The organism is Acutalibacter caecimuris, assembly GCF_034335085.1.
GTDB lineage: Bacteria > Bacillota > Clostridia > Oscillospirales > Acutalibacteraceae > Acutalibacter > Acutalibacter caecimuris.
The window spans coordinates 98,539-121,235 of sequence record NZ_JAWXXJ010000003.1 but is presented as its reverse complement, the minus strand read 5'-3'; the positions used below and the strand labels follow the sequence as shown (position 1 = coordinate 121,235).

At 54.6% G+C, this 22,697-nt stretch carries 22 protein-coding genes and 3 pseudogenes; 8 read left to right on the top strand and 17 right to left on the bottom strand.

Features of this window, described 5'->3' with window-relative positions:
- Window positions 1–102 precede the first annotated feature (102 nt).
- The 4 genes from U8U01_RS02960 to U8U01_RS02945 form a co-directional block, all read right to left on the bottom strand.
- Window positions 103–369: a DUF6870 family protein gene (locus tag U8U01_RS02960; protein ID WP_016316805.1), complete on the bottom strand. Its 267-nt coding sequence runs from the start codon at window positions 367–369 to the stop codon at window positions 103–105.
- A gap of 425 nt (window positions 370–794) precedes the next feature.
- Window positions 795–1,217, bottom strand: a complete 423-nt coding sequence (locus tag U8U01_RS02955) for a sigma-70 family RNA polymerase sigma factor (RefSeq protein WP_120427354.1) — start codon at window positions 1,215–1,217, stop codon at window positions 795–797.
- Window positions 1,218–1,731: 514 nt separating this feature from the next.
- The gene (locus U8U01_RS02950) at window positions 1,732–2,574 is read right to left on the bottom strand and encodes a M23 family metallopeptidase (RefSeq protein WP_322170144.1); all 843 of its coding nucleotides are present in this window, start codon (window positions 2,572–2,574) and stop codon (window positions 1,732–1,734) included.
- Window positions 2,555–3,190, bottom strand: a complete 636-nt coding sequence (locus U8U01_RS02945) for a TetR/AcrR family transcriptional regulator (RefSeq protein WP_120427353.1) — start codon at window positions 3,188–3,190, stop codon at window positions 2,555–2,557. The genes U8U01_RS02950 and U8U01_RS02945 overlap by 20 nt, the downstream gene beginning before the upstream one ends.
- 200 nt (window positions 3,191–3,390) lie before the next feature.
- On the opposite strand from U8U01_RS02945, the gene U8U01_RS02940 reads away from it, so the two are divergent.
- Complete coding sequence (locus U8U01_RS02940; protein WP_442857895.1) at window positions 3,391–3,753, top strand: helix-turn-helix domain-containing protein; 363 nt, start codon at window positions 3,391–3,393, stop codon at window positions 3,751–3,753.
- 189 nt (window positions 3,754–3,942) lie between these two features.
- Here the strand turns inward: U8U01_RS02940 and U8U01_RS02935 are convergent, their stop codons facing one another.
- The 13 genes and pseudogenes from U8U01_RS02935 to U8U01_RS02875 form a co-directional block, all read right to left on the bottom strand.
- Window positions 3,943–5,289 (bottom strand): relaxase/mobilization nuclease domain-containing protein, encoded by a 1,347-nt coding sequence (locus U8U01_RS02935; protein ID WP_322170357.1) that lies wholly within the window; start codon window positions 5,287–5,289, stop codon window positions 3,943–3,945.
- Window positions 5,290–5,502: 213 nt separating this feature from the next.
- A pseudogene (locus U8U01_RS02930) lies at window positions 5,503–5,766 on the bottom strand (CD1108 family mobile element protein); the annotation flags it as partial.
- Window positions 5,709–7,379 (bottom strand): VirB4-like conjugal transfer ATPase, CD1110 family, encoded by a 1,671-nt coding sequence (locus U8U01_RS02925; protein WP_367575592.1) that lies wholly within the window; start codon window positions 7,377–7,379, stop codon window positions 5,709–5,711. The gene U8U01_RS02925 and the pseudogene U8U01_RS02930, both read right to left, overlap by 58 nt.
- The gene (locus U8U01_RS02920) at window positions 7,348–7,722 is read right to left on the bottom strand and encodes a PrgI family protein (RefSeq protein ID WP_322170134.1); all 375 of its coding nucleotides are present in this window, start codon (window positions 7,720–7,722) and stop codon (window positions 7,348–7,350) included. Before U8U01_RS02920 ends, U8U01_RS02925 begins: the two co-directional genes overlap by 32 nt.
- 2 nt (window positions 7,723–7,724) lie before the next feature.
- Window positions 7,725–8,288, bottom strand: coding sequence for an MT-A70 family methyltransferase (locus tag U8U01_RS02915; RefSeq protein WP_322170354.1), 564 nt, complete (start codon window positions 8,286–8,288; stop codon window positions 7,725–7,727).
- A 3-nt stretch (window positions 8,289–8,291) separates the two neighbouring features.
- Window positions 8,292–9,086, bottom strand: a complete 795-nt coding sequence (locus U8U01_RS02910) for a DNA-methyltransferase (protein ID WP_322170131.1) — start codon at window positions 9,084–9,086, stop codon at window positions 8,292–8,294.
- Window positions 9,076–9,864, bottom strand: a complete 789-nt coding sequence (locus U8U01_RS02905) for a septation protein SpoVG family protein (protein ID WP_322170128.1) — start codon at window positions 9,862–9,864, stop codon at window positions 9,076–9,078. Before U8U01_RS02905 ends, U8U01_RS02910 begins: the two co-directional genes overlap by 11 nt.
- A gap of 53 nt (window positions 9,865–9,917) precedes the next feature.
- The gene (locus U8U01_RS02900; RefSeq protein WP_301382976.1) at window positions 9,918–10,784 is read right to left on the bottom strand and encodes a VirB6/TrbL-like conjugal transfer protein, CD1112 family; all 867 of its coding nucleotides are present in this window, start codon (window positions 10,782–10,784) and stop codon (window positions 9,918–9,920) included.
- A 12-nt stretch (window positions 10,785–10,796) separates the two neighbouring features.
- Complete coding sequence (locus U8U01_RS02895) at window positions 10,797–11,009, bottom strand: Maff2 family mobile element protein (protein ID WP_016316823.1); 213 nt, start codon at window positions 11,007–11,009, stop codon at window positions 10,797–10,799.
- A 92-nt stretch (window positions 11,010–11,101) separates the two neighbouring features.
- Window positions 11,102–12,319 (bottom strand): annotated as a pseudogene (locus U8U01_RS02890) (VirD4-like conjugal transfer protein, CD1115 family); the annotation flags it as partial.
- A gap of 366 nt (window positions 12,320–12,685) precedes the next feature.
- A pseudogene (locus U8U01_RS02885) lies at window positions 12,686–13,147 on the bottom strand (ParB/RepB/Spo0J family partition protein); the annotation flags it as partial.
- A gap of 1,148 nt (window positions 13,148–14,295) precedes the next feature.
- On the bottom strand, window positions 14,296–14,661 hold the full coding sequence (locus tag U8U01_RS02880) for a tyrosine-type recombinase/integrase (RefSeq protein ID WP_322170119.1): 366 nt from the start codon (window positions 14,659–14,661) through the stop codon (window positions 14,296–14,298).
- A gap of 206 nt (window positions 14,662–14,867) precedes the next feature.
- Window positions 14,868–15,056 carry an ATP-binding cassette domain-containing protein gene (locus U8U01_RS02875; protein ID WP_322170116.1) on the bottom strand — a complete coding sequence of 63 codons (189 nt, stop codon included), beginning with the start codon at window positions 15,054–15,056 and terminating at the stop codon, window positions 14,868–14,870.
- Window positions 15,057–15,270: 214 nt separating this feature from the next.
- On the opposite strand from U8U01_RS02875, the gene U8U01_RS02870 reads away from it, so the two are divergent.
- From U8U01_RS02870 to U8U01_RS02840, 7 genes are all read left to right on the top strand, one after another.
- Window positions 15,271–15,531, top strand: a complete 261-nt coding sequence (locus U8U01_RS02870) for a hypothetical protein (RefSeq protein ID WP_322170112.1) — start codon at window positions 15,271–15,273, stop codon at window positions 15,529–15,531.
- 185 nt (window positions 15,532–15,716) lie between these two features.
- A complete protein-coding gene (locus tag U8U01_RS02865; protein ID WP_322170109.1) occupies window positions 15,717–16,931 on the top strand; it encodes a hypothetical protein in 1,215 nt (404 codons plus the stop codon).
- Window positions 16,932–16,944: 13 nt separating this feature from the next.
- Window positions 16,945–18,879 (top strand): ABC transporter permease, encoded by a 1,935-nt coding sequence (locus tag U8U01_RS02860; protein ID WP_322170106.1) that lies wholly within the window; start codon window positions 16,945–16,947, stop codon window positions 18,877–18,879.
- A gap of 236 nt (window positions 18,880–19,115) precedes the next feature.
- Window positions 19,116–19,556: a hypothetical protein gene (locus tag U8U01_RS02855; protein WP_322170103.1), complete on the top strand. Its 441-nt coding sequence runs from the start codon at window positions 19,116–19,118 to the stop codon at window positions 19,554–19,556.
- A gap of 68 nt (window positions 19,557–19,624) precedes the next feature.
- Complete coding sequence (locus U8U01_RS02850; RefSeq protein ID WP_322170100.1) at window positions 19,625–20,560, top strand: alpha/beta hydrolase; 936 nt, start codon at window positions 19,625–19,627, stop codon at window positions 20,558–20,560.
- A complete protein-coding gene (locus U8U01_RS02845) occupies window positions 20,550–21,836 on the top strand; it encodes a hypothetical protein (protein ID WP_322170097.1) in 1,287 nt (428 codons plus the stop codon). The genes U8U01_RS02850 and U8U01_RS02845 overlap by 11 nt, the downstream gene beginning before the upstream one ends.
- Window positions 21,817–22,482: a DUF6320 domain-containing protein gene (locus tag U8U01_RS02840; protein WP_322170095.1), complete on the top strand. Its 666-nt coding sequence runs from the start codon at window positions 21,817–21,819 to the stop codon at window positions 22,480–22,482. Before U8U01_RS02845 ends, U8U01_RS02840 begins: the two co-directional genes overlap by 20 nt.
- The last annotated feature ends 215 nt before the right edge of the window (window positions 22,483–22,697 follow it).

Genomic DNA, 22,697 nt, shown 5'->3' with positions numbered 1-22,697 from the left:
TATCACATTACACTTATATTATAACTCTGTTCCGGGGTATCGACAAGGATGCCGATGCCTCGGGACATTTTGTCTCGAAGTGGGAGCAGGCCGCAACAGCAGTTACAGCCCGCTCTTTTGCCGGATAAGAAAGGCGGTCAGCGTATCCTGGAGGGAGGGGCCGCCCTCGGCAAACTCAATTTTCACGCCCACGCCGCCCACGCTAAAGCAGTACGGATTGACGGCCCGTCTCACAAACCGGGCCAGCCGCTCCTCCCGGGGGAGGGTGCGGTCAAAGGCCATACCGCTCACGTCAGCCAGCGCATCCGCGCTCACCGCGCCGATGTCCACGCTTTTCATTTGTTCCAGCTCTTGTGCGGTCAGTTTCACGGTAAAACCTCCTTTGCGTTTTGGGTTGGTGGGGAAACGCGAAAGGACAGCACCGCGAAAGTGCTGCCCTTTGGCCTGTCCTCACCTTGGGACAATTTGTCTCGAACTTGTTTGAAATGGAAACGCCGGGCCCGTATGTTTGGCCCGTCAAAAGACAGCAGGTAGCGGCCCGGCATTTCCTTGTTTTGTGCGGCGGCCTCAAGCGGCAAGCGGCCAGCTTGTCCCTCGCGGATCGTGGCCGTGGGGCTGGCAAATTCCCCACACGCGGCGGTGGTGTTGGTCGCTCGTCCTCCCGTGGGAGAAGTCACCGCGCACCCGCCGCCCGGCTCCCCGTGTTCACTCGGGGCCGCCCGCTATTCAGTTGTGGAGAAGAAAAAACTTCCTCTCATATACCACCAGAAAAGTGGAGCAAATGGAGACGGCAATCAGAAATTTTTTTGCAGATATTTTTTCATCTGCGCGATGCCGCTCAGGACAGAGCGACGCACCGCGCTCTTATCCACGCCCTCGGCCTGGGCAATCTCCCGGTAGGTCATGCCGAGGATAAAGTGAGCGTCCACCCGGCGGCCTTGGGTTTCCGGCAGGCTGTTCAGCGCGTTCCACAAACGGATAAACCGCTCCTTGAGCTCCAGAACCTCGTCCGGGGTGAGCTCGTGCAGGCAGGCGGAATACTCGATGCCGTCATCCGCATCCAAGGAATAGTATGCCTTGTTGTAGCGGACACGCTCGGTATAGGCCGCCTCGTAGCGGACGCTGGCCTGGAGCGCCTCGGCCACATCGTCAGTAACCTCAATATATTCGTCCTGGGTGTACCAGTAGTAAAAGTCGCGCAAGTTGATGATAGTCATTATATGTACCTCCATATCGTTTTTTGTGGTTGGGTTGCCGGGAAACGATATGGAGGGCGGCGGGGAGCGGCACCCGGGGGAGCCGCCCCGCACCTTGGGACTGTTTGTCCCAAAGTGGAGCCGACAAGAAACGACAACGCCCGCACAGCGTTGTACTGTGCGGGCGCATGAAATGACGCAGTTCTTTATGTACTTGCAAATTTCGTGTTGTTGGCCGGAGTAACCCGGTGGTGGGGCTATACTTTTTTTGACAAGTTACGCGTAGCAGAAATCAAAAAGGACATAACGATACCTCCCGGATACCGCCGTGTCCTTAAAAATGGGCGACCTTAATACACCCTCCGTATTCTATTTTTTCAAAAGAAAACGGCGGCTTGAAATTTGTTATTTCAAAACCGCCGTTAGGCTACTGTATTTTGTTTTGGCGCGCAGATAATCAGCCGCCGCAACAACGGTTTTTTTTATTTCCCGTTGGGCGGATGTTTTATGCTATGCAGTCCTAATTTCCTATTTCTCAGTCTGTTTTTTCAAAGCGTATCCTATCTGTGCTTGTAGGAATACCGTTTTGTATGACATTCCACTCGTTGTTTTGATAAACTTCATATTCCTCAAAGGCACAAGGTAATCCATTAGCAATCGTTATGTCGCTACTGTCTATAAGCTGAAAATGCAAATGCGGTGCATACGAGTTACCTGAATGACCGACCCGACCTATTACATCCCCCGTCTTTACACTTTGACCAACAGAAACTTGAATAGAACCTGTTTGAAGATGAACGAGAGCGGCATATACATTGTTGCCACAGTCTATGATAATGTAGTTTCCGGCAACAGATTGTATATCATCTCTTTCGGGATTAAAATAATGTGCGTTTTTGTACGCATTAACCGTATCTGAAAATAAATTTGTTTTAGAATTTTCCGCATATCCATCTTGAGCTTGGACAACAACTCCATCGCAAGGTGAATATACCTCTTGTCCCCAACAATAATATTGATTTAATGGAATACCCGAAAAAAGGTATCGCAAAAAACTTGTGCGATATGCTGGCCAACCTGTTCTATTCCAATCTACTTGCACAAAGTCAAAAGCATATCTTGTTCCTAATTGGTTTGTGCCGTGACTGGGAATTTTTGTGCCAGGAGTGTTTGGTGCAAGCCATTCACCCCTTAAAGGAAATGCTACAACGATTGGTTCCTGTGCTGTTTCCATTTCATCTCCTCCATTATAATGCTTTTCGCCTACGTCAAATACAATCGAAAAAAAGACAATCCAAATTATCACTGCAACACTGATGTGCTGTTTTCTTTTTAACTTTATGGGATATTCCCTAGCCTTATTTATCGCTGATTTCATAAAAAACTTTCCGTAGTTCAACAAAATAATCATCAAGTTCAGAAATAATGGTAGCACTATCCAAAACAGCGCTTTTCTGCTCTCGAATTTTTTCTAATAGCTGGTCAGCAAATCCAACATTAGACCAAAAGATAAGCTGCTTGCATTTTTCTATGTTCAACCCTTTTCTAAACTTGGTTTCATCTATGTTATCGAACAATTTTGGGTAGCAACTCGATTTTTCTTTATGTGCTCGACTTTCAAGTTCTTCGTTTACCTCAGCGGAATTTGTGGGGCGTGATAGCTTATTAAAGTCCAAAATCCAAGGATATTTTTCAGACATTTTAATCTGCAAAAAGTACGATTGACGCAGTCTAGTGAAAATGTCGCGTTCTTCGTAATTCATCAATTCAAAATACTCTTTTCTGATAAGTTCGGAAAAGTAATCATATACGACAAGAAATAGTTCTTGTTTGTTACTTACATAGTGAAACATTAGGGCCTTAGAAATCCCGGCATTTTTAGCGATGATATTGGTCGATGCATTATCATACCCTTGCATAGAAAATTCTTTTAATGCCGAATTTAGAATAGCATCCCGCCTTTGTGGATCTAACTCCAATAGTTTAATAGACATTGTGTGTTCCTCCGTTTGCAAAAGATTAACCTATTAGGTCAACATCATTATACCTCTTTTTACCTAATAGGTCAATAGCAAATCACTCTATGAAATGTAAAAATTTCACGCAGAAAAAGTGAAAACAAATACTACTAAAATATAAAATTTTATTTCGTTCTCATATTCCGCCCCGAAATGTAAAATAATATAGGGGTGATGTGAAAATGTACCAATACGAAAAGCGCCTGGACTGTCATGCCCTGGGCCAAGAAATCAAGCGCAGACGAAAAGCTAAAGGCTGGACGCAGGAGCACTTGGCCCAGCTTGTAGACCTCACCCCGCGCTCCATCATGTATATTGAAAATCGGGGCCAGCACACCAGCCTCAATGCCTTTTACAAGCTCGTCACCCTTTTTGATATTTCCGTAGATGAATTTTTCTACCCGGACAAGCTGGGCGGCGAGAGTGAGCGCCGGAAACATATTGACCGGATGCTGAACGGAATGGACGAAAAGGAGCTTATCATCATAGAGGGAGCCGCAGAGGGTATCAGAAAAGCCAGAGAGACGGAGGGAGCGTAAGGAAAAGCGCGACCTCCGTTTTTTTTCGCGCCATGTATAGGGGAGCGCACAAACGGCAAGCAATTCGGGTGTGGCCACACCCGAAATTTTTGCTGGGCCGCAGGCCCGCAAAAATGCTTGTTGGGGAGCCTCCCCAAACCCGGCTCTTTGGGACAAAATGTCCCAAAGAGATTGGCTGCGTCACCGCCGCTATCGCGTCTGTTCCTTATCGGTGCGCCCGTCCGTAAGGCCGAGCAGATGGTCGATGTTGGCCTTGACCGCTACGGCCTCCCGCATATCCCGCTGGGCCTGCCGATACTCGGCATAGAGGGCCTTTTTCTTATCCGCCAGCTCCCGCCGCTGTTTTTTCAGCGCGTCCATTTTGGGGAGCTTTTCACCGCCTAACAATTCATTCATAGCGGCCCGGGCCGCCCGGTAGGTGGCAAGCTCCGCCTCGTGCTCGGCCAGATACTTTTTCGAGTACCGGGCCGCCTTGTAGCCGTCAAATACGGGCCGGGCCTTGGCATAGTCCACCACGGCCCCCATCAGCCCGGAGACTTTGGAGAGGGCGGCCTCGGTGGTCTGGAGCTCCCCGGCCAGCGCGTGGGCCCGGTCAACCGCCGCCGTGGTCTTTGCCGCCAGCGCGTCATAGTCGGTCAGATTGTTCTCCTGCAAGAACTGGAGGGCGGCGGCCATCTGTTTCAGATTGTAGACTTTCGCCCAGCGTTCATAAGCCGGGCCCTTGCCCTCGGCCATGCGCTTTTGAATGTCAATGATAAGCCCCACCTGCCGGATCGGGGGCGGCGCGTCTTTGGGGAGCTCCGGGAGGGGCCGCTCCCCGGCGATAACAGCCCGGATGTCCTCGGGGTCAAAGCCCGCGCCCAGGGTGGATGCCCGGAGCCGGGTGTACTTGTCCTGCCCCGGAGCGAGGAACGACACCACGCCGCCCCGCCCGTGCTTGACGGCAAAGCCGGACTCCTCCATTAGCCGCAGGAACGCGGCAAAGTCGGCGGGCTTTTTTTCAAGAGCCGCGATGATTGCCAGCCGCACCCGCTGCTGCGCGGAGGGCGGTTTTTCCCCTACCCACTGGCCATAGTGGAGGAAACGGCCCTTGCTGTGCTGTTTGGGATTTTGTATCACGGACAAATCATGCTCCAGACATACCCGGTCAGACAGCCGCCGGAGGGCAAAGCTGGAGCCGAGGAAATTATGGAATTTCCGGGAGCAGTCAAAGGCCGTGGAATTGAAATAGATGTGGTTGTGAATGTGGCCCTTGTCGGTATGGGTGCAGACGAAAAACTGGTACTTGCCTTTCGTCCAGCGCATCGCCGTTTCAAAGCCCAGCTTATTTGCCTCCTCCGCTGTCACCTCGCCGGGCGGGAACGCCTGCCGTATCTGGAAGAACAGAGCCCCGCGCTCCACGGGCCGGGCGGTGGCCGCCTGGTATTCGCTTTTCACCAGCAGAAACTCGGCGGCGGCTGTGGCCGGGTCGCAAAGGTGGGAGGACACGGCCCCCAGCTTTTGGAGGTTGAGCCCGTAGGCAAACCGCTCCTCCATCGTCTGGACGGCGCTCAGTCCCGCCGCCTGCTTGTAGGGCCGGATGTAGGTCGTGGCCGTGGTAGCACCTCCTCTCGTTGGGACTTTGGGACAAAATGTCCCGAAGTACAAAAAGCCGGGGAGCGGCACAGCACCGCTCCCCAGCAAATCACAGCTCCACCAGCGCGGAAAGCTGTTTCAGCAAATCAGACAGAGGGCCCCACAAGGCGGAGTACAGATGTAGTAATCGTAATACACCCGGTAGCTGTCGGTGTGGGTATTGCCGTCCTCGTCCGTCCATGTATCCGTTTCGATGTAGTACCGCCGCTCCTTTACCACGTTCTCTGTCAGCGTGTACTGGCGGTCAAAGAGCATCCGCAACGTAGGCTGGACATCCGCCAGCGTCCACTCGCCCTCATGCCATGCGCTCAATAAGGAAATCAGCACATAGGGGTCATGTTCGATAGCGTCCAAATCAAAATGGTACTCGTCATAGTCTTTTCAATAGGTTGCAGGCCGTCCTTGCCGCCTACCACCAGCTCACAGAGGGAAAGCAGAAAATCCGCTTTCATGGAAAGGGGGCTGTCCTCGTCATTCAAACCGATTTCAATATCCATCGGGTTGATATGGTGGGGGCTGTCCGGGGCAATCTCAATGACCTGCCCGCCCAGCCGCCGCACCAGCGGGGAATATTCCCCCATTGGGTCAACGATAACGATGCGGTCACTTGTGGCAAGAAAGACGTTTATCAATTCCCGCTTGGCGGCAAAGCTCTTGCCGGAGCCCGTGGAGCCGAGATACATCCCATTGGCGGATTTCAGCTTTTTCCGGTCAGCCATGATGACATTGTGGGAAAGCGCGTTCATGCCGTAGTAGAGGGCCTGCCCGCCCATACGGAGCTCCCGGGTCATAAAGGGAATGAAAATCGCGGTGGAGCTGGTGGTCATGCCCCGCTGTATCTGCACCTCGTTATAGCCGAGGGCCAGCGAGGACATAAAGCCCTGTTCCTGCTGCCAGTCCAGCCGCTTTAAGGCGCAGTTGTATTTCTGCGCGATGCCGGAAACGGTGAACACGTCATTTTCCAGCCGCTGGCGGGTGGGGGCAAGGTTGATGACGGTGAACGTCAAGAGGAACATCCGCTCATTCCGGGACTGCAAATCCCCTAAAAGCTCCGCCGCGTCCTTGCTGAACGTGATAAGGTCGGGGGGAAGAATATCCATGTCGTACCCGGCGCGGACGGCCTTTTTCTGCTCCTCCACTTTCATCTTGTCAATGTCTGAGATTTTCCCCTTGATGGTCTTTATCGCCTTGAGCTGGTCAACGGTCTGGATGTGCATGGTGACGGTGAGCTCCGCGTCAAGCTCCAGAATTTCCCGCAAAAGGCGGTCAGAGAGCTCGGACGCCAAAATCTGAAGATAGGATGCCGCGCCCCAAAAGCCGCCCACACGGAAGAACCGGGAGCCCCGGAAGTCAAAGCCGCCGTTTGGGGTGATAAAGTCCTTTGTCCCCATGCCCGTTCTGGAAATATCGCCCCATGAAAAGCGGAACGGCTCCCGCCGTCCGGGGTGCATCTGCCCATGCAGGAGGGCCAGCCGCTCCCGCCCGTCCAGCGGGGACGAGGGAACGCCCAGCCGGTGGAGGTTCCCCATCACGTCCGCCTCTACCCGGTCAAGCCGGGGCCGGGCGGCGGCAATCCCCTCGGCGGGCACGCCAAAGGTGATATATTTGGAGCGTTCAATGCCGTTGTTGCTCCGGGCAATCTGCCGTTTGAGCATCCCCACGAACTCGCCCCGGATGCTGTCAAAATCGTCCGCCTGGGCGGGGATGTTCACATGGTAGCGGCTGGTGGAGTGGGAGCGGCGGTTGATAAAGGAGAGCTGGACGGGGAGCGCGCTGTCGAAGTAGTTGAGGAACGAGCTCCATCCGCTGAATATCGCGGACTGATCCTCGGTGGATGCCACGGAATAATTGATGTCCTCATATTCCACGGTCTTTGTGTAGAGCCCTCCGGGGAGCTGGCACACCCCGTCCGGGTGCATCGCCACATAGGGGATGGACTGCTGGGCGGATAAGGCCGCCTTATTCTTTCTTTTGCTTTTTCGGTTTTCCATTCACTGCCTCCTTTCCCGCCTGCCCGGTAAAGGGCGCGTAGATATTCCCGGTCTTGTAGGGCCTCACGCCGGGCCGCAGGTACTTGGCCCGGAGGATGTTCTTTACCACCTTTTCCAGCGGCAGGCCGTCTTTCTCGTACATCGCCAGAAGAAACGCCGGGAGCATGATGCCCAGCATCAGGAACAACGCCGCCGTGTTCCCAAACGAGCTCCGGGCCAGCAGGTAGGAGGGGACTCCCACAAGGGCCGCGCCGCCGAAACACACAAGCTGGCGTTTTGTCAGATTGAAAGCGATTTTGGTCTTGATTTTCGATAGGTCGTTAGGTACGTTCACATAGGGCATTTTTAGCCTCCTTTCCTTTGGGACAAAATGTCCCGAAGTCCCTCGGTGGGCTCCACCTCGTTCCCCCACACGTCCCAGCCGGGGGCCGTCTGGCGGGCGAACAGCTCCACCCGGGGCACGTCCCCCATAAGGGCCACGATTTTTTCACGGGCCTCGTCCGGCTTTTTGCTGTGGCCCTCGATAGGGGAGATGATGAACTGGTGGACGTTGGGGGCCTTGCGCCGGGGATGCCCACGGGTCGCCAGCAGGCACACCTCCGCGTTGGCCCGCGTCCAAAAGCCCAGCCCATAAAACCAGCTATCGGCTTTCTTGTTCTTTTTCAGCCAGACAAAGCCCACGGACTTATACTGAAAGCCCCACGCCTTGATAAGCCGCAGGGCCTCCGGGAGCTGGGGGAACGTGGCCCACAGAAAAAGAACGCTGTCCGGGGCCGCCAAATCCGCCACGGGCAACGCGCATAATTCCTCAATCCCCATCGTGGGGTAGTGCCGCTCCGCCGCACCTTGCAGGCCCTTTTGGGCGTACCGCCACGGCGGGTCGGCATAGATAACAGAATAGCTCTTGATTTTTCACACTCCTTTCCCGCCAGCGGCCACAGCCGCCCGCGCCTGCATGATGCGCTCCGTGGCCGGGCCGTAAAAGGCCGGGGCCGTCTCAAAGCAGATAAACTCCCGGCCCGTGTTCAGCGCGGCGATGGCCGTCGTGCCGGAGCCAGCGCAGATGTCCGCCACCACCTCGCCGGGGGCGGTGTAGGTCTTTATCAGATATTCGCACAGCTCCACGGGCTTTTGGGTGGGGTGGACGGTATGGGCCACGGTCTGGAACGAAAGCAGGTTCCCCGGGAACCGCCGCCCGTCCTCCGAGCCGCTCCCGGAGCGGACGAACTTTCCGTAGTTGGGGCTCTGGTCGCGCTGGGACGCAATCTTTTTGTAGGGCTTGCCCTGTTCAAACTGCGGGTTGTATAAGGGGAGCCGCCGATAGAACACCAGAATATTCTCCGTCTTTTTCAGCGGGGCGCGGCGGGCGTTGAGAAATCCCGTACAGCGGCTTTTATACCACACCCACTCATAGCGGAGCATGGAGAGGTTGGACGCGCCGAGGATTTTGTCATAGGGGCACTGCGCGAAGAACAGCACCGCCCCGGAGGGTTTGACCGCCCAGCGCACCGCCTCCCACAGCTCCGGGAGCGGCAAAGGCACGTCCCAATAGTTGCGGGTCGTGCCGTAGGGCGGGTCGGTCAGCAGCATATCTACTGAGTGCTCCGGGAGGGAACGCAGGCCCGCGATGCCGTCCATAAGGTAGAGCCCGGAGGGTTCCGGGGTAAGGTTTGGGACATTTTGTCCCAAAGCCGGGCTATCTGGCATCCCGTCCCTCCTTTCCCTTTGCCGGGGCGGGGCGGACGGCATTTTTCTGCGCGGCCTCCTTTCCCGCCTTATCCATCTGCTCCCGGATGGGCGCGGGGCGTACCGCCTCGGCCCGGGCGATAAGTTTCTCAACCGCCGAATGGTAAGCCTCCACCCCCGCCGCGTTCAGCCGCTCCTGGGTGGCCCGGTCATTGATACGCACCGTGGCCCGGTAGCCTGTCCTGCTGGTGGGGTCGGGTTTTGAGGGCGCACCCAAAAAGATGCCGTTCTGCCCGTTCACCACCTTGAAGTCATCCACCACCACGCCGCCGAAGTTGACGCTGGCAAAGCCTATCAGCTTGCCCTGGGGCTCAATGGGCCGCACCGACACCTCGATGGGGATAGTGGCGGCGGCAAGGTTCTGCTCCACCCGGAGAGCCACGGCCTCGTCCACGCTGATGCCCTGGTGTTTTGCCAGCTCCGCGATAGGGGCCTCGAAAATCAGACGGCGCATTTCCTCCTGGGCCGCCGCCAGCTCCTCGGCGGTCTGCACCGCCGTCTGTGTGTTCGCCATAGATAAATCCTCCTTTCCGGGACGGGGGATGACCGCCCCGCCCATATAGTCATAGCCTGCCGCGTTTATCGCGGACAGGGTTTCCGCTGATACCGCCCCTTGCAGTTGCAGGTCGGTTTCAGCCATGAACGCCAGCATATCCCGCTGGTCAAATTCCTCCGGGAGCTTGCCGCCCCACGCCCGGCGCATCTCACCCTCCGGGCCCAGCTTGTAACGCCTCGGCATATCCGGCCTCCTTTCCCGGACTTTGGGACAAGTTGTCCCGAAGTGCCGCTCAATCAGTGGGCTCCGAAGATGCTGCGGGCGATTGTCCCGGTCTTGAACAGCATGAAACAAAGGAGCACCGTATAGCCCACGGTTCCCCATATCGCGCCGATGGGGTCGCCCCCAGCGGCGATGTTCTGCACCAGCACCGCATAGATGCCGACGCAGACTAAAATCAGCATCCCTTGAAAGCCCACGGCGAAAAGGGATTTTAAGTAGTTCTGCCCCATGCCGCCCACCTCCCGGTTGGAGAGGGTCGCCACGGGGATGGGCGCAAGGCTGGTCAGCAGATATATTTCAATCATTCTTCCGTACACCAGCACGAAGATGATGATGCCCAGCGCCTGCATGGTGAGCCCGATGACCGAGGACTGGAGCCACAGCCCAAGGAGCGGGCCCAAGTCCATCCCCTCCAGCGTGGTCTGGAGGTTGTTCAGCATATCCGGCGAAACCGCCGTGGAGCCTTGTATCAGCCCGGCAGAGCGGGAAATCACGCTCTGCGACACGTCAAAGACGGCCATCACGATATTGAACGTGTTGGAAAGTATCAGCACCGCACACGCGGTCTTGAACATCCATTTGTAGAGGTTCGCCACGTCTACTTCGTGCATATTGTTTTTTTCAAGGAGCATCTGTATCAGCTCATAGGTGGCAACAAAGGTCAGCACCAGCCCGGCGATGGGTAAAATCACCGTCTCGGAAAGCTGGCGGATAAGGGAGAAAACCCCGGCGTTCCATGCCGCCGGGGTCGTCCCTACCTGCACCGCAATCTCTCCGACCTGGGCATTGACGGTATCAAAGAGCCCCTCAAGGTTCCCCATGATGCCGCCAATCAAAAGCTCCTTGAGCCAGTCTGTGAGCCAGTCGGTGAGAAAGTCCATAAGCCGCCGCCCTTAAAACAGGCCCGACAGCAGCGGGATGAGGGTCGTGCCGATGACGATGATGCCGCCCCCGGCCATGAGCTGTTTCATGCCCTGGCTTTTGGAGCCGGGGTTGTCCGAGCCGTAGCCCTCCAGCAGATTGACAACGCCCCAAACGCCGAGGCCCGCGCCCAGCGCGATAACAAGGGTCTGCAAAGTGGTGATAGCGGATGCGAAAAATGCCATATAGTCCTCCATTTCTCCGGGATTTTCCCGGGCACAAGAAAAGCCGCCCGGTATAGGCGGCAGGTGACACTTCGGGACAAAATGTCCCAAAGCTATACAAAAGCGTCCGGGTCGTCCAAATCGTCATAGTTGAGGATGTCCTCGTCCTCGTCTATGGGCGTTCCGTCCGGCACGTCCGCCTCGTACACGGTGTACTGCTCGTTGGGATTGAGCTTTTTTATACGGCGGCAGATAAGCCGCTCCAGCGAAAAGGCGTTTTTCTTCTTGTCCGCCTCCGCCGTGTATCGGTAGTTGGGGTGCTGTTTCAAATCGTATTTCCGGGAGTAGAACGGCGGCAGGCCCCGCAGTTGCAGGATGCACCTGTCGCCGGGCATGGTGGCAAGCTCGGCGGGGGTCATAAGCTCCCGGCCCAGCCGCTGGGTGTTCTGGTTGTAGCTTTCCGACTGCCCACGGGAGCGGCCCTCGGTCTGCATGGAGATAGTCGCTTTCCCCAGCCAGTTCTCGGAAATCTCCTTGATAGTGCTGGCCTCCCGGCCCCCGAGGAATACCACGCTGTCCATGTTGCCTAAAATGGTTTCCGCGTTCTTGTCGTAGATTGCCTTACATTGGGCCAACTGCTGGTAGAACAGCGTCAGGCTCACCTCCCGGGAGCGGATGACCGCCACCAGCTTTTCGAGGTTCGGCACCTGCCCGGTGTTGGCGGCCTCGTCCCACAGCACCCGCACATGATGGGGCAGGCGGCCCCCGTGTACGTTGTCCGCCCTTTCGCACAAGAGATTGAACATCTGCGAAAACGCCAGAGCTACAATAAAGTTGTAGGTGGTGTCGGTATCGCTGATGATGAAGAACGCCGCCGTCCGTCTGTCCCCCAGCTTGTCAAGCTCCATCTCGTCATAGCTCATAATCTCCCGGAGTTGCGGGATGTCAAAGGGGGCCAGCCGCGCACCGCATGAAATCAGTATGGAGCGGGCAGTCTTGCCGCTGGCCAGCTTGTACTTTTTGTACTGCTTGACCGCGAAACAGTCCGGCTTGCGCTTTTCCAGCCCGGCGAACATATAGTCCACCGCGTTCATGAAATCGTCATCGTCCTCCTTGACCTCCATGCCGGAAATCATGTCTACCAGCGTGTTCATGTTCTTGTCCTCGTCCGGGCCCTCGAAGATGATATAGGCGATAAGGGCGCAGTATAAAAGCGTTTCTGATTTCGTCCAGAACGGGTCGCCCTCCTTGCCCTCGCCTTTGGTGTTGGCGATTAAGGTATTGACGAATTTCAAAATATCGGCCTCGTTGCGGATATACGCTAACGGGTTGTCTACCTCCTTTTTCTCACGGCTCAAAATGCCGTCAATCACATCGCCGTTCAGTTTCCCCTCCTTATCCAGCTTGCGGAGCTCCTGGGCCTGGGAGAGCGAGGGGGATGCCTGCTCGCCCTCAATGGAAACGGCGATAAACCTCTGGTTTTTGGGCTTGATGAACGAGATTTCAACAGCGGGGGTGAAAGACAGCTTTTTCTCGTTCACCATAGACTGGAGCTCCGGCACAAGCTCGGTCAGCCGGATATACCGCTGTACCTGCTTGTAGTTCATGCCGTTCCGTTCCCCCACGATTTCCGTGGAGCGTTTCCCCACGTCCCCGGCGGCCACGCCCTCCATCTTCGTCCCCTGGTGGCTGATGGCCTCCACCTGCATTTTCAGAGACTGGGCCTTTTCCATCGGCAGAATCTTTTCCCGGTGGCGCAGGTTGTCGTCCGTCATCGCAAGGATGGCCTCGTCATCCGTCATGTTGCGGACGATACAAGGCATATTTGCAAACCCGGCCAGCTCACTGGCCCGCTGGCGGCGGTGGCCCGCGATGATTTCATAGCCGCCGCCCTCCCGGGGACGCACCAGCGCGGGCTGGTGTACGCCGTTGTCCTTGACGGACTCCACAAGCCCTTTCATTTCCGCATCGTCACGGACACCAAAGGGATGGTCTTTGAACGGGAACAGCTCCGAGAGGTTGAGATAAACAATCTCTTCCTTTTCGGCGCGGGTCGCGTCACGGGGCTGGGGCGGCGCTTCCGGCGCAGGCTGGGGAGCGGCGGGGGCCTCTTCTTTGCCCTTTACCGTGGCGGCTTTTGTCCCTTTGCTTTGGGACATTTTGTCTCGAGGTGGGGACGGGGGCTTGTCCGTGGCCGCCTTGTCAGCCTTGGCCTGGCGGCCACGGCGGGCCCCCGTCCCTCCCGGCTTGCCGGGCTCCGCTTTTTCCTCCTTCGGCTTGCGGCCACGCCTGCCCTTGGGCTTATCCTCCGGGGTGGGCGTTTTTTCCTCGGCGGCCTTTCCCTTTTTGGCGGGGGCCTTTTCCTCCGGGGCCGGGGTGGGCGGCTGTTCCGGTTCGGGCGGCTCGTTCTTCTCCACCTCCGCACGTTCCGCCGCCCGGCGCTCCGCCATCAGCTTTTCAATCTGGTCAGCGGATACGTTCACCTCGCCGGGGGCCCCAGCGGGGGCATCCTGCGCGGGTGGTTCCCCGGCGGCCTGCTCGGGGGCTTTCTCCGGGGCCGGGGGCTCCGGCGTGGGAGCCTCAGCCGGGCCCGTATCGAACAGGCTGGGCTGGGGATTTTCCTCCGGGCTCGTGTTCAGCTTTTCGTCTGTCATTCGTTACCTCCTTTTTATTTTCGTGAATGTTGCACAAATTTTGTGTTAAAAGTTTGTTACTATTTTTTCGCCTCCCTCCCGGCTATCCACGCAAAAAAGCCGCCCGTTTTTTCTTCCCGGACGGCTTTCTGCGTAATGTGATAGCTCTAATTTTATTTTTTTGTGGTTGCAGGCTCCGAAAAGCCTTGATATTACAGTGTTCCTAATAGGAGCCATTCATATGCTGTAGGTGCTTTTCGCCTTCCTTTCGGGTAGAGAATTTCGGATATCATCAATAAATCATCAAAAACTTTTGGGGCGTGGGTTTCAGAAACACAGACCCCTCAACCGCGCGGAAAACCGGCTGTTGTATGTCCGTTAATGCTTTTCCCACATCCACTCCAAAACCGCGTGCCGAGGGTTCGAATCCTTCTGCCCCTGCCAAAGCGACGCGCTTTGCGCTTACGCTCCAAGTTCCAGGAATCATGCGATTCCTGGAACTTTTTATATTTTAGGGAGGGGGGAGGGAATACGGTCTATAGTGCCGACCTCTATGGTGTGTATTTTGTGCTTTTTCGCATCTGGCGTTATCCGTTTCTAACTTTTCCGTCTGGCACATCATCAATAAATCATCAAAACTCTTGGGCGCTCCCCCCTGTGCGGGCTTGCTCTCGCTAAAAATTGAACCCATCTGTGATTCCTTGCAGGCGTGTGGTGTCTTTTTTGACGTAATACATCTCGGTGATTTGTGAGGTACAGTGACCCAGGAGGTCGGCTACTTGGCGGGGTGAAAGTGCCATGAGGGTCCCGTCGGGCTGTTTCACCCCGTTTATCAACTGCGTGGCAAAATGATGCCTGAGGCTGTGTAGGCCCTTCTGCTCTATCCCCGCTGCCTTGAGAATTCGGTAGTACCTCTTTCGGAAGTTCACCGGCCTGGTGTAGTTGCCTTTCTCGTCGCTCACGAGGGGCGCTGTGGGGCCGAAGTCTCGCTCCTGGCGCAACTCCCTTACCGCCTGCGCTGCGGCCTCATTCAGCGGCACGAGAGTTCAGCAAAGCTGAACTCTTGTGTTTCTCTGGTGGCTCTTTTGGCCTTGCCGACCTTCACCTCTCGGCCAGGCGTGTACTCTACCCCATCCCTCCTACACACCTCTTTCACGTTTTGCGTACTTCCAGGTACGACTGATACATTCTCTCACCTGTAGCGCTCACTGCCTATTTCTCGGACAGTCTTCCCACCTGAGATCACCTATCCCTCGTCCGGATTACCGAGGCCTGCCAGCATGGACAGGAGCGTGGTCTTGCCGCTGCCGGACTGGCCCACAATCGCGTAGAACTTACCAAGCCCAAATTCACGGCACACATCGTCCAAGGTATGTACCATCTGGTATTTGCTCCAGTAAGGGAAGGATAGCTTTTCGGCGCTGAGTATACTCATGACTGGCCCCTTGCGAAATGAAAATTAGTATTGTTAATCTATTCTGTTTTTGGAAGAGCACAAATCCTGTTTCACACATAAATCTTGTCTTTTACTAAATATTGTCTTTCTACTCTGTCAATAAACAGAATCACTTTTTTCTACTATTCCCCATTGACTTTTTAGGTAACTTAGAATATAGTATGATTATACTTTCACAAAAGAGAGAATTTTCATGTCCAAAAAGAACCATCCCCTGGTAGCAGACTCTGAACTTGTCCTGCCACGGATCCTCTTGGAAACCTTCCATCCCCTGAACAAACAGGAGGTTCTGGAAAAAGCCAGTGCCGACGAGTCCATGTTTGCAAAGAAGTCCTTCCACCTCTTTGCCAATGAGCTGATTTCCAAGGGCTACCTCCTGCCCATTGACAACGGCGGTATAGGCCGGAAAAACGCCAGGTGCTACGCCCCCACTGTGCCCTACAACGAGTTTTAAGCCATACAAGTCTGCTCTGCCCAGACCTACAAGCCAACCGATATTCTAGACATCCTTACCGTGCTGTTGGATTTATCCTCGGACATAAATTGGGCGCCGGTGCTCCAGGGCATAGAGCAGGTCATCACAAGGAGAAGGCTGAAAAAAAGAGCCCGGTCTGAGCCGGACTCCAAGGGAGAGTTTCTATGTTCATTTTTGCTGAGATCAACTACCGTCTGACCCGCGCGCCCGGACGCTCTGTGGTGCTTATTCTGGCTGCTGTCATGCTGGTGGCAAGTATGGGGGCCTACCTTGGGAGCTTAGAGGTCAGCCAGGCGACGCTGGACAATCTGGCGGAGAGTATCCCCGTCACCGCCCGAGTGGTGAATCGCTCCGGCACCCGGACCTCAAGGCTTTCTGTTGAAACAAAGCATTTTAACGCCCTCACATCTCTGGATGTACACGGCCTGCTGTGTACCGCGGAAGCCGCCGGGGCTTTCAGCGACAGTGCTCAAAGCCAAGATCCCTTTGCAGGAGGCGATACCTATATTGTGGCGGCGAATTGCCCCGAAACCCTGCCTGCCGTCGATGGGAACGCCCTGACCCTGTCCGCGGGCTATACCGGCGGCTTTCTCTCAGGGGACGAGCCTGTGTGCGGCGTGTCGGAAACATATCTCAGGCAGACGGGGCTCTGCCTTGGAGATATCCTTAGCCTGCCCATGTACACCTTAACTTGCAGCAGCATGGGCGGCCATTACGATTCCATGGGCCAGCAGAGCCTGAAGATAGTGGCCTCCTACCCCTATAACGAGGTCAATGGTCAGCGCTCCCCGGATGTGGCGGTCCCGGTGGCTTGGCTGCGCGGCGCGGCAGAAAGCGCCGGGGCCCACTTCTCCTACTCTTCCCTTTCCGTGGTGCTCCGCAATCCCCTTCGCCTGACTGAGTTCAAGGAGGCGCTGCCCGCCCTGGGTTTCAAGCGGGTGAATATAGCCGAAACCATCGACGGCTGCGACGCCATCTCCATGGAGGACGAGCTATTCATCAAGACCGCCGAGGAACTGCGGAAGAACTTGAAGACCTACCGCTCCTTCCGGCTGCCCTTCTTTGCCCTGATAACGGTGATGGTTATGCTGGCCGTGTTCTTGGTACTCAGGGGCAGTAGAAGGGACATGGCCGTGGCAAGTTCATTAGGGGAGCCCCGGCTGCGCATCAGCCTTGTACACTTCTGCGCCGCGGTGCTGACCCAGGTTCTTGGCGGATGCATAGCTATGGCGCCGTTGGTGTACAAAATCAGATTATCCCTTTGGGACTCCCTGGGAATACTTCTCATCTATCTGCTCTGTGCAAGCATAGGGACAATCCTGGCGCTTATCCAGCTTCTACGGTTCGATACCCTTACGCTGCTGACAAAGAACGACTGAGGGGGTATAATGTATGTTTCTTAACAGCCTGAAACAGCTTTTCAGAAGGCCCGGCAAGGCCCTGATATTCTTCCTGCTCATAGCGGCAGCCACAGCGCTTTTGACCTTTGCGGCGGTTAGCATGACTGAAACGAACCAGCGCATAGACGCGGCCGAGAGCCAGTTTACCACCGTTGCCACGGTGACCCAGAACCGCCAGCCCAGCGATGCGCTTTTACACGCGGATATGCTTAATTTTGAGGGGGCGGAGTATGTGAACCCACCGGAGACCCGTCCATACTATTTGGCGCGGGTAATGAATGCCAGGGATGACGTTTCTCACTTTCAAATTTCCTCCAAAAGCGTACATATAGTCGAGTTTACTCCGCTGGAAGACAGCAATTCCAAACCCAAGACGGAACTGCTAAAGATACGCATTGTGAAAGCTCATTACAATGACTACGAATATAAGGGTTACACACTTGTTGGCACTGGTTGGACAGAAAAAGACCTGGAACCTGGGGATGAAATATTCTTGGATCAGCAGTGGATGCAGAAGCCCAATACTCTGAGTATTGGAAAGAGCTATATGGGTAACCTTTCATACGAGCGCTATGAAAGTGAGCAAAGCGGCCTGGATGTTTATATGCCTTTGGGAGCGCCCACTACAACACAGTGTGACCCGGCGACTGGAGAGCAGATAGAGAGCGACCTTCTCCCAGGCCTGCACAGCTATGATGATATACACCGCTGCGACGAAATCACCGGGGATTTCTGGGAGCCTGGTGAGTTGGGCAAGGTTTGGATGGAGTGGATAAATCAAATTGAGCTCTGGGATCGCCATTGGCTGCCAGTCATTCCTACCAATGGAGTACAGCTCCTGCCTACTTTCCACGCAAAGAATGCCTATATTGATCGAGGTCGTGAGATAACACCAGAGGAATTTCAACAGGGTGCCAAGGTTTGCATGATATCCAATATCGTCGCTCTAAGCGGTGTCCGGGTGGGTGATAAGCTGAACTTGCCCATGCAGATGGCGTTGTACGGCTATCAACCCACCGCCATGGATTCCTTCGAGTTTTCCATGCCATTTACCACGTTCAAATCCCTGGATATACACGGGAAACCCTTTGATGTATTCTTTGAGGGCGAGTACGAGGTCGTGGGGATTTACCGGGAGCTATATCCCAGCTCCGGCGAGCTCTATGGTGAGGCGGTCATTGTGCCGTCCAGGTCCATTACCGCCTCTGATGAGAATAACATCGTCTATTATGCCCCTATGAACTCCTGGAGCACGTCCTTCCAGATAACTAATGGGAAAATAGCCGAGTTCAACACTGCCCTGCACAAGGCTGTCCCCGAAACCTCAAAGCTGGAGATAGTATATGACGACAACGGCTATGAAGAAGTCATGCAGACCCTGAAAAACGCCCGGCTCAGCTCTATGCTCCTGTTGGCAGTAGGGGCGCTTTCGGCGCTGACGGTGATAGTGCTGCTCCTGTACTTCTTCGTGATAAAGGAGCGCAAGAGGACTGCTATTGAGCGGAGCATGGGACTGTCAAAAAGGCAGTGCCGGGTATCGCTGGTGTCGGGGATTTTAGTGCTGGCGATCCCCGCAGTGGCGCTGGGGAGCTGGGTAAGCTGGGCCATGGGGAATGTAGAGTTTCAGGAGGAGCGGCCTATGGCGGCTAAGACGGGTGTGGATCCAGAGGTTGGCGATATGAGTATGGGCGAGCCGAAGGAAAATATACAGACGGCGTATTTCAGCCGGGATTATAGCCTCTGGGCAGAGAGCGAGAACTCTGGAGCTGATATCACGCTGGACGATGAGGCTCTATCGCTGCAAAAAATGCTCTATTTTATCATACCGGGTAGCCTGCTCCTATGTGTTCTGTTGCTTTCTGTTTTACTTGTCAACTCCAATCTGCGCATTGAACCGATCCTGCTGTTGGGAGGGCAGGAGGAGTAGATATTTTTCCATACCCCGGTGTATCCACACACCTCTTGAATTGTAGCGCTGTTTACGCTATATTACAACCAGAAAGCAAGGTTCATGTCCCTTGACACGGTAATCGAGATTGCATCTGTTTCGACTGAAAAGGAGAGATTTCAAATTGACGAGCAGAGTAAGGAATGGTGCCGTCAACTCCTGCGCGGCGAGATTTCCTTGGATCAATATATCCAGAAAGCCGGGGCGCCTGCCTGGTGGCTTACGAATTGGACACGCTAACGGACAACTGCTATGAAGGCACCATCTATCTGATAAACAAATTTGATATTCGTGATAACAAACAGCTTGTTATAGAAACTGCCATTGCCTATACAAAACCACCGAATTGGAGCGCAAACCTCTCGACGGTAATTTTGATTTTGCGCAGTACAAGCTATTCACCAATATTTTTTGAAGATATTTACGATTGGGCTGGCACTGTCTGGACAGTTGACGTTTCTAAGAAGGGTACAATCTTTGTTCCGGCAAAAGATGTTAAATCCATTGCAGACAGATACTTTAGAAGATTGAAAGAGAAGAGTTCCTCTCAAGGCCACACCTTGGAACAGTTCTGCGATGTGATAACGGATTTTTACCGCGTGACCAATAGCTCCATCCTTTCTGTAAAGGCCATGAAAGAACGCAATCAAATTTGACAAACCACCCCCACAAGAGTATAATAATCACAATACTATGCTTGAATCTTGAACCAAAAGGAGCCGATATGCCCATCAACAAAGCCATGCTGGTGGCACTTAGCCTGCTGTCCTATCCAGATTTGGACGCAGAAAAGATGTACCTGGTGGAGCGCAGGCTGCAAAAGCTGACAGCCCGCCGGGCTAGAAAGCCTTGGCTCTACCGAATATGGGAACATACCATATCTTCTGGTGAATACCAGGTCCCCATGCGTATTTTTTCTCCCAAACAGCAAAAGAGGAGCTGCGTCCTGCTGTTTTTTCACGGAGGCGGCTGGGTAACAGGTTCTACTGACTCTTATGACGGGATATGCGGGGACATGGCCGCCCATACTGGCTGTATCGTGGCCTCTGTTGACTATCGGCTGGCCCCTGAGCATCCTTTCCCAGCAGCGGTGGAGGACTGCTACGCAGCTACCCGGGAGGTTTTCCTGCACAGCGGGCTACTGAATATCCCGCCTGAAAGGGTGGTGCTTATAGGGGATAGCGCCGGGGGAAATCTGGCTGCCACAGTTTCTCTTATGGCCCGGGACAGGGGAGAATTCCTACCTCGCCGGCAGATCCTTATTTACCCCGCAGTGGGAAACGATCACTCGGAGAACTCGCCCTATCCCTCTGTTCGGGAGAACGGAACCGGATATCTGCTTACCTCCAAGCGGGTGCAGGAGTATTTTTCCCTGTATGACGCCAGCGAAGCAGACAGGGAAAACCCCTACCTTGCGCCACTGGCAGCGGCATCCTTTGAAATCCAGCCAGACACACTGCTTATTACCGCAGAGTTCTGCCCCTTGCGAGATGAAGGCGAGGCTTATGGAAAAAAGTTGCGGGAGGCGGGAAACTATGTGGAGATACACCGTATTCCCGACGCTCTCCACGGCTATTTCTCCCTGCCGGTGTGGTTTAAGCACGTTAAACAAACCTATGCCATCATAAATTCCTTCCTGGAGGGTAATTATGAGCGATAAGAACTATCTGCCTTGGTGGCGGCTGGACAACGCCGCGAAGATATTTCCCTCCACCAGCTCTGCCCATGATTCCAAGGTGTTTCGGTTCTTCTGTGAACTGGTAGAGGATGTGGAGCCCACTGCTTTGCAGGCAGCTCTTGACAAAACTCTTGCGATGTTCCCCATCTACCGCTGCCAGCTCCGGCGCGGCTGGTTCTGGTATTATCTGGAGAGAAGCCCTTTGCCTGCCCTTGTCCGCCAGGAGGAGTTGCCCCCATGTTTTCCTATTTATCCATCTCCCCAGCCCAGCCTACTGTTCCGCGTGCTTTACTACCGGCGGCGTATCTGCCTGGAAATCTATCATGTGTTGTCCGACGGGGCTGGGGCCCTTGACTTTTTACGGGTTCTAGTCTACGAATACCTCTGTATCAAACACCCGGAGGATAATCTTTCCGTAAACCGCATACCTGTCTTAGGCATATCTGACCGGCAGAAGGAAACGGACAGTTTTCAAAAATACTATGAGAAACCCGCTCGCCGCTTTGTTTCTTCTCCTCCCGCTTACCAGATACCCGGAGAGCGTCTGCCAAAAAGCAAGCTAGGCATATTGGAGGGGACCATTCCTATAAAAAATCTTCTGGCCTGTGCCCGCTCCCGCGGCGTTACCATAACGGAATTACTGACCGCCATTCTCCTTTGCTCCATCTATGAGGGCATGACAATTCGCAGCCGCAAAAAACCAGTGGTTGCTACCGTCCCTGTAAATCTTCGGAAGTATTTCCCCTCTTTTTCATCGCGGAATTTTTTTGCCATTATTCATGTAAGCTATGATTTCAATAAAAATGACCCTTGTTTGGAATCTGTGCTTACCAAAGTAAAGTGTGAGTTTCAGGAGATGCTTACCATGGAAAGGCTCAAAGCCCATGTGGACAGCCTCTGCGCCCTAGAACACAGCTTACCTGCACGGATCGTGCCTCTGCCTGTGAAAGACCTGGTGCTTCGGGCCGCCAACCGCATAGCTGCCCAAGCCGCCACAGTTTCTTTCTCCAATGTGGGAAAGCTTACCATGCCAGAAGGTTCTGAGAAATATATCCGGCAGTTTGGCGTACTCACATGTGCTGGCTGCTTGCAGGCATGCTCTGTGTCCTTTGGGGACAATTTTGTTATCACCTTCGCAAGCCCCTACCGCTCCCGGGAGATAGAACGAGTCTTCTTTCAGGAACTCTCTCGGCTGGGGCTGGAGGTGACGCTGACTACCAATATGGAAGACGAGGCGGATGCAAATGCTGTTTTGTGAACAATGTAGGGTGTATGTGCGGGGTTCGTTTCAGCGCTGCCCCCTTTGCCAAAGCCCCTTGTCAGGACATAGGGAGGAAAACGTCTACCCCGTTCTCCCCTCTGTGCAAAAGCCTTTGCGGCTGATTCTCAGGCTCGCTGCCTTTGCTACGGTGGTTATAGCCATCACTTGCTCTGCCGTGAACTTCAGCCTGCCCAAGACCGGCTGGTGGAGTGTTTTTGTCATTGCCTCCCTGGCCAGCACCTGGCTGGTTCTGGGTGTCACCGTCCATAAGCGGGGCAGCCCCATGAAAGCTATTCTCTGGCAGTTGGCGGCCATTTCCGCCGCCACTTTCGCATGGGATCTCTGCACCGGGTTTGTAGGGTGGTCCCTAGACTTTGTCTTGCCTATCTTGATTCCCTGTGCGCAGTTGGCAGCTTTCATTGTCGTGTGGGTTCTGTCCATGCGTCCGGCGGATTATTTATTCAGCTTGAGTTCCTGCATTCTTGCCGGACTAATTCCACTGATTTTGCTGCTGTGCGGCGTGCTGAGAGTGATATATCCCTCTGTAATATGCGCGGGGATAAGCTTAGTAGCTCTAGCTGGGATACTCCTGTTTAAGGGGAAAGAGTTAAGGGATGATGCAGTTCGGCGGCTGCATTTGTGAGCGCTGTGTCTTTTCATCTGTGCGGGCAACTGCCTGCTGCATCGTATGGTCCCATTCACAACCGATGATGAAATGCTGACTGGTTGTGGTGCAATCAATCTTTGCTAACTCTATGTTACTATGCGCTACTGGCATCTTTTCAAGTCTTGCCTGCTCTTCTCATTATGCGAACTAACCGAGCCGGTAGGCGAGGCCGAATCCTTCTCCCCCTTCCA

Bases quoted from the DNA above. Each gene is read 5' to 3' on its own strand.
- U8U01_RS02925 (WP_367575592.1), bottom strand. From the start codon at position 7,379: ATGGAAAACCGAAAAAGCAAAAGAAAGAATAAGGCGGCCTTATCCGCC.
- U8U01_RS02845 (WP_322170097.1), top strand. From the start codon at position 20,550: ATGAGCGATAAGAACTATCTGCCTTGGTGGCGGCTGGACAACGCCGCG.
- U8U01_RS02850 (WP_322170100.1), top strand. From the start codon at position 19,625: ATGCCCATCAACAAAGCCATGCTGGTGGCACTTAGCCTGCTGTCCTAT.
- U8U01_RS02900 (WP_301382976.1), bottom strand. From the start codon at position 10,784: ATGGACTTTCTCACCGACTGGCTCACAGACTGGCTCAAGGAGCTTTTG.
- U8U01_RS02945 (WP_120427353.1), bottom strand. From the start codon at position 3,190: ATGTCTATTAAACTATTGGAGTTAGATCCACAAAGGCGGGATGCTATT.
- U8U01_RS02920 (WP_322170134.1), bottom strand. From the start codon at position 7,722: ATGCCCTATGTGAACGTACCTAACGACCTATCGAAAATCAAGACCAAA.
- U8U01_RS02865 (WP_322170109.1), top strand. From the start codon at position 15,717: ATGTTCATTTTTGCTGAGATCAACTACCGTCTGACCCGCGCGCCCGGA.
- U8U01_RS02935 (WP_322170357.1), bottom strand. From the start codon at position 5,289: ATGGAGGAGCGGTTTGCCTACGGGCTCAACCTCCAAAAGCTGGGGGCC.
- U8U01_RS02875 (WP_322170116.1), bottom strand. From the start codon at position 15,056: ATGAGTATACTCAGCGCCGAAAAGCTATCCTTCCCTTACTGGAGCAAA.
- U8U01_RS02905 (WP_322170128.1), bottom strand. From the start codon at position 9,864: ATGCCGAGGCGTTACAAGCTGGGCCCGGAGGGTGAGATGCGCCGGGCG.
- U8U01_RS02895 (WP_016316823.1), bottom strand. From the start codon at position 11,009: ATGGCATTTTTCGCATCCGCTATCACCACTTTGCAGACCCTTGTTATC.
- U8U01_RS02910 (WP_322170131.1), bottom strand. From the start codon at position 9,086: ATGCCAGATAGCCCGGCTTTGGGACAAAATGTCCCAAACCTTACCCCG.
- U8U01_RS02840 (WP_322170095.1), top strand. From the start codon at position 21,817: ATGCAAATGCTGTTTTGTGAACAATGTAGGGTGTATGTGCGGGGTTCG.
- U8U01_RS02955 (WP_120427354.1), bottom strand. From the start codon at position 1,217: ATGACTATCATCAACTTGCGCGACTTTTACTACTGGTACACCCAGGAC.
- U8U01_RS02870 (WP_322170112.1), top strand. From the start codon at position 15,271: ATGTCCAAAAAGAACCATCCCCTGGTAGCAGACTCTGAACTTGTCCTG.
- U8U01_RS02860 (WP_322170106.1), top strand. From the start codon at position 16,945: ATGTTTCTTAACAGCCTGAAACAGCTTTTCAGAAGGCCCGGCAAGGCC.
- U8U01_RS02950 (WP_322170144.1), bottom strand. From the start codon at position 2,574: ATGAAATCAGCGATAAATAAGGCTAGGGAATATCCCATAAAGTTAAAA.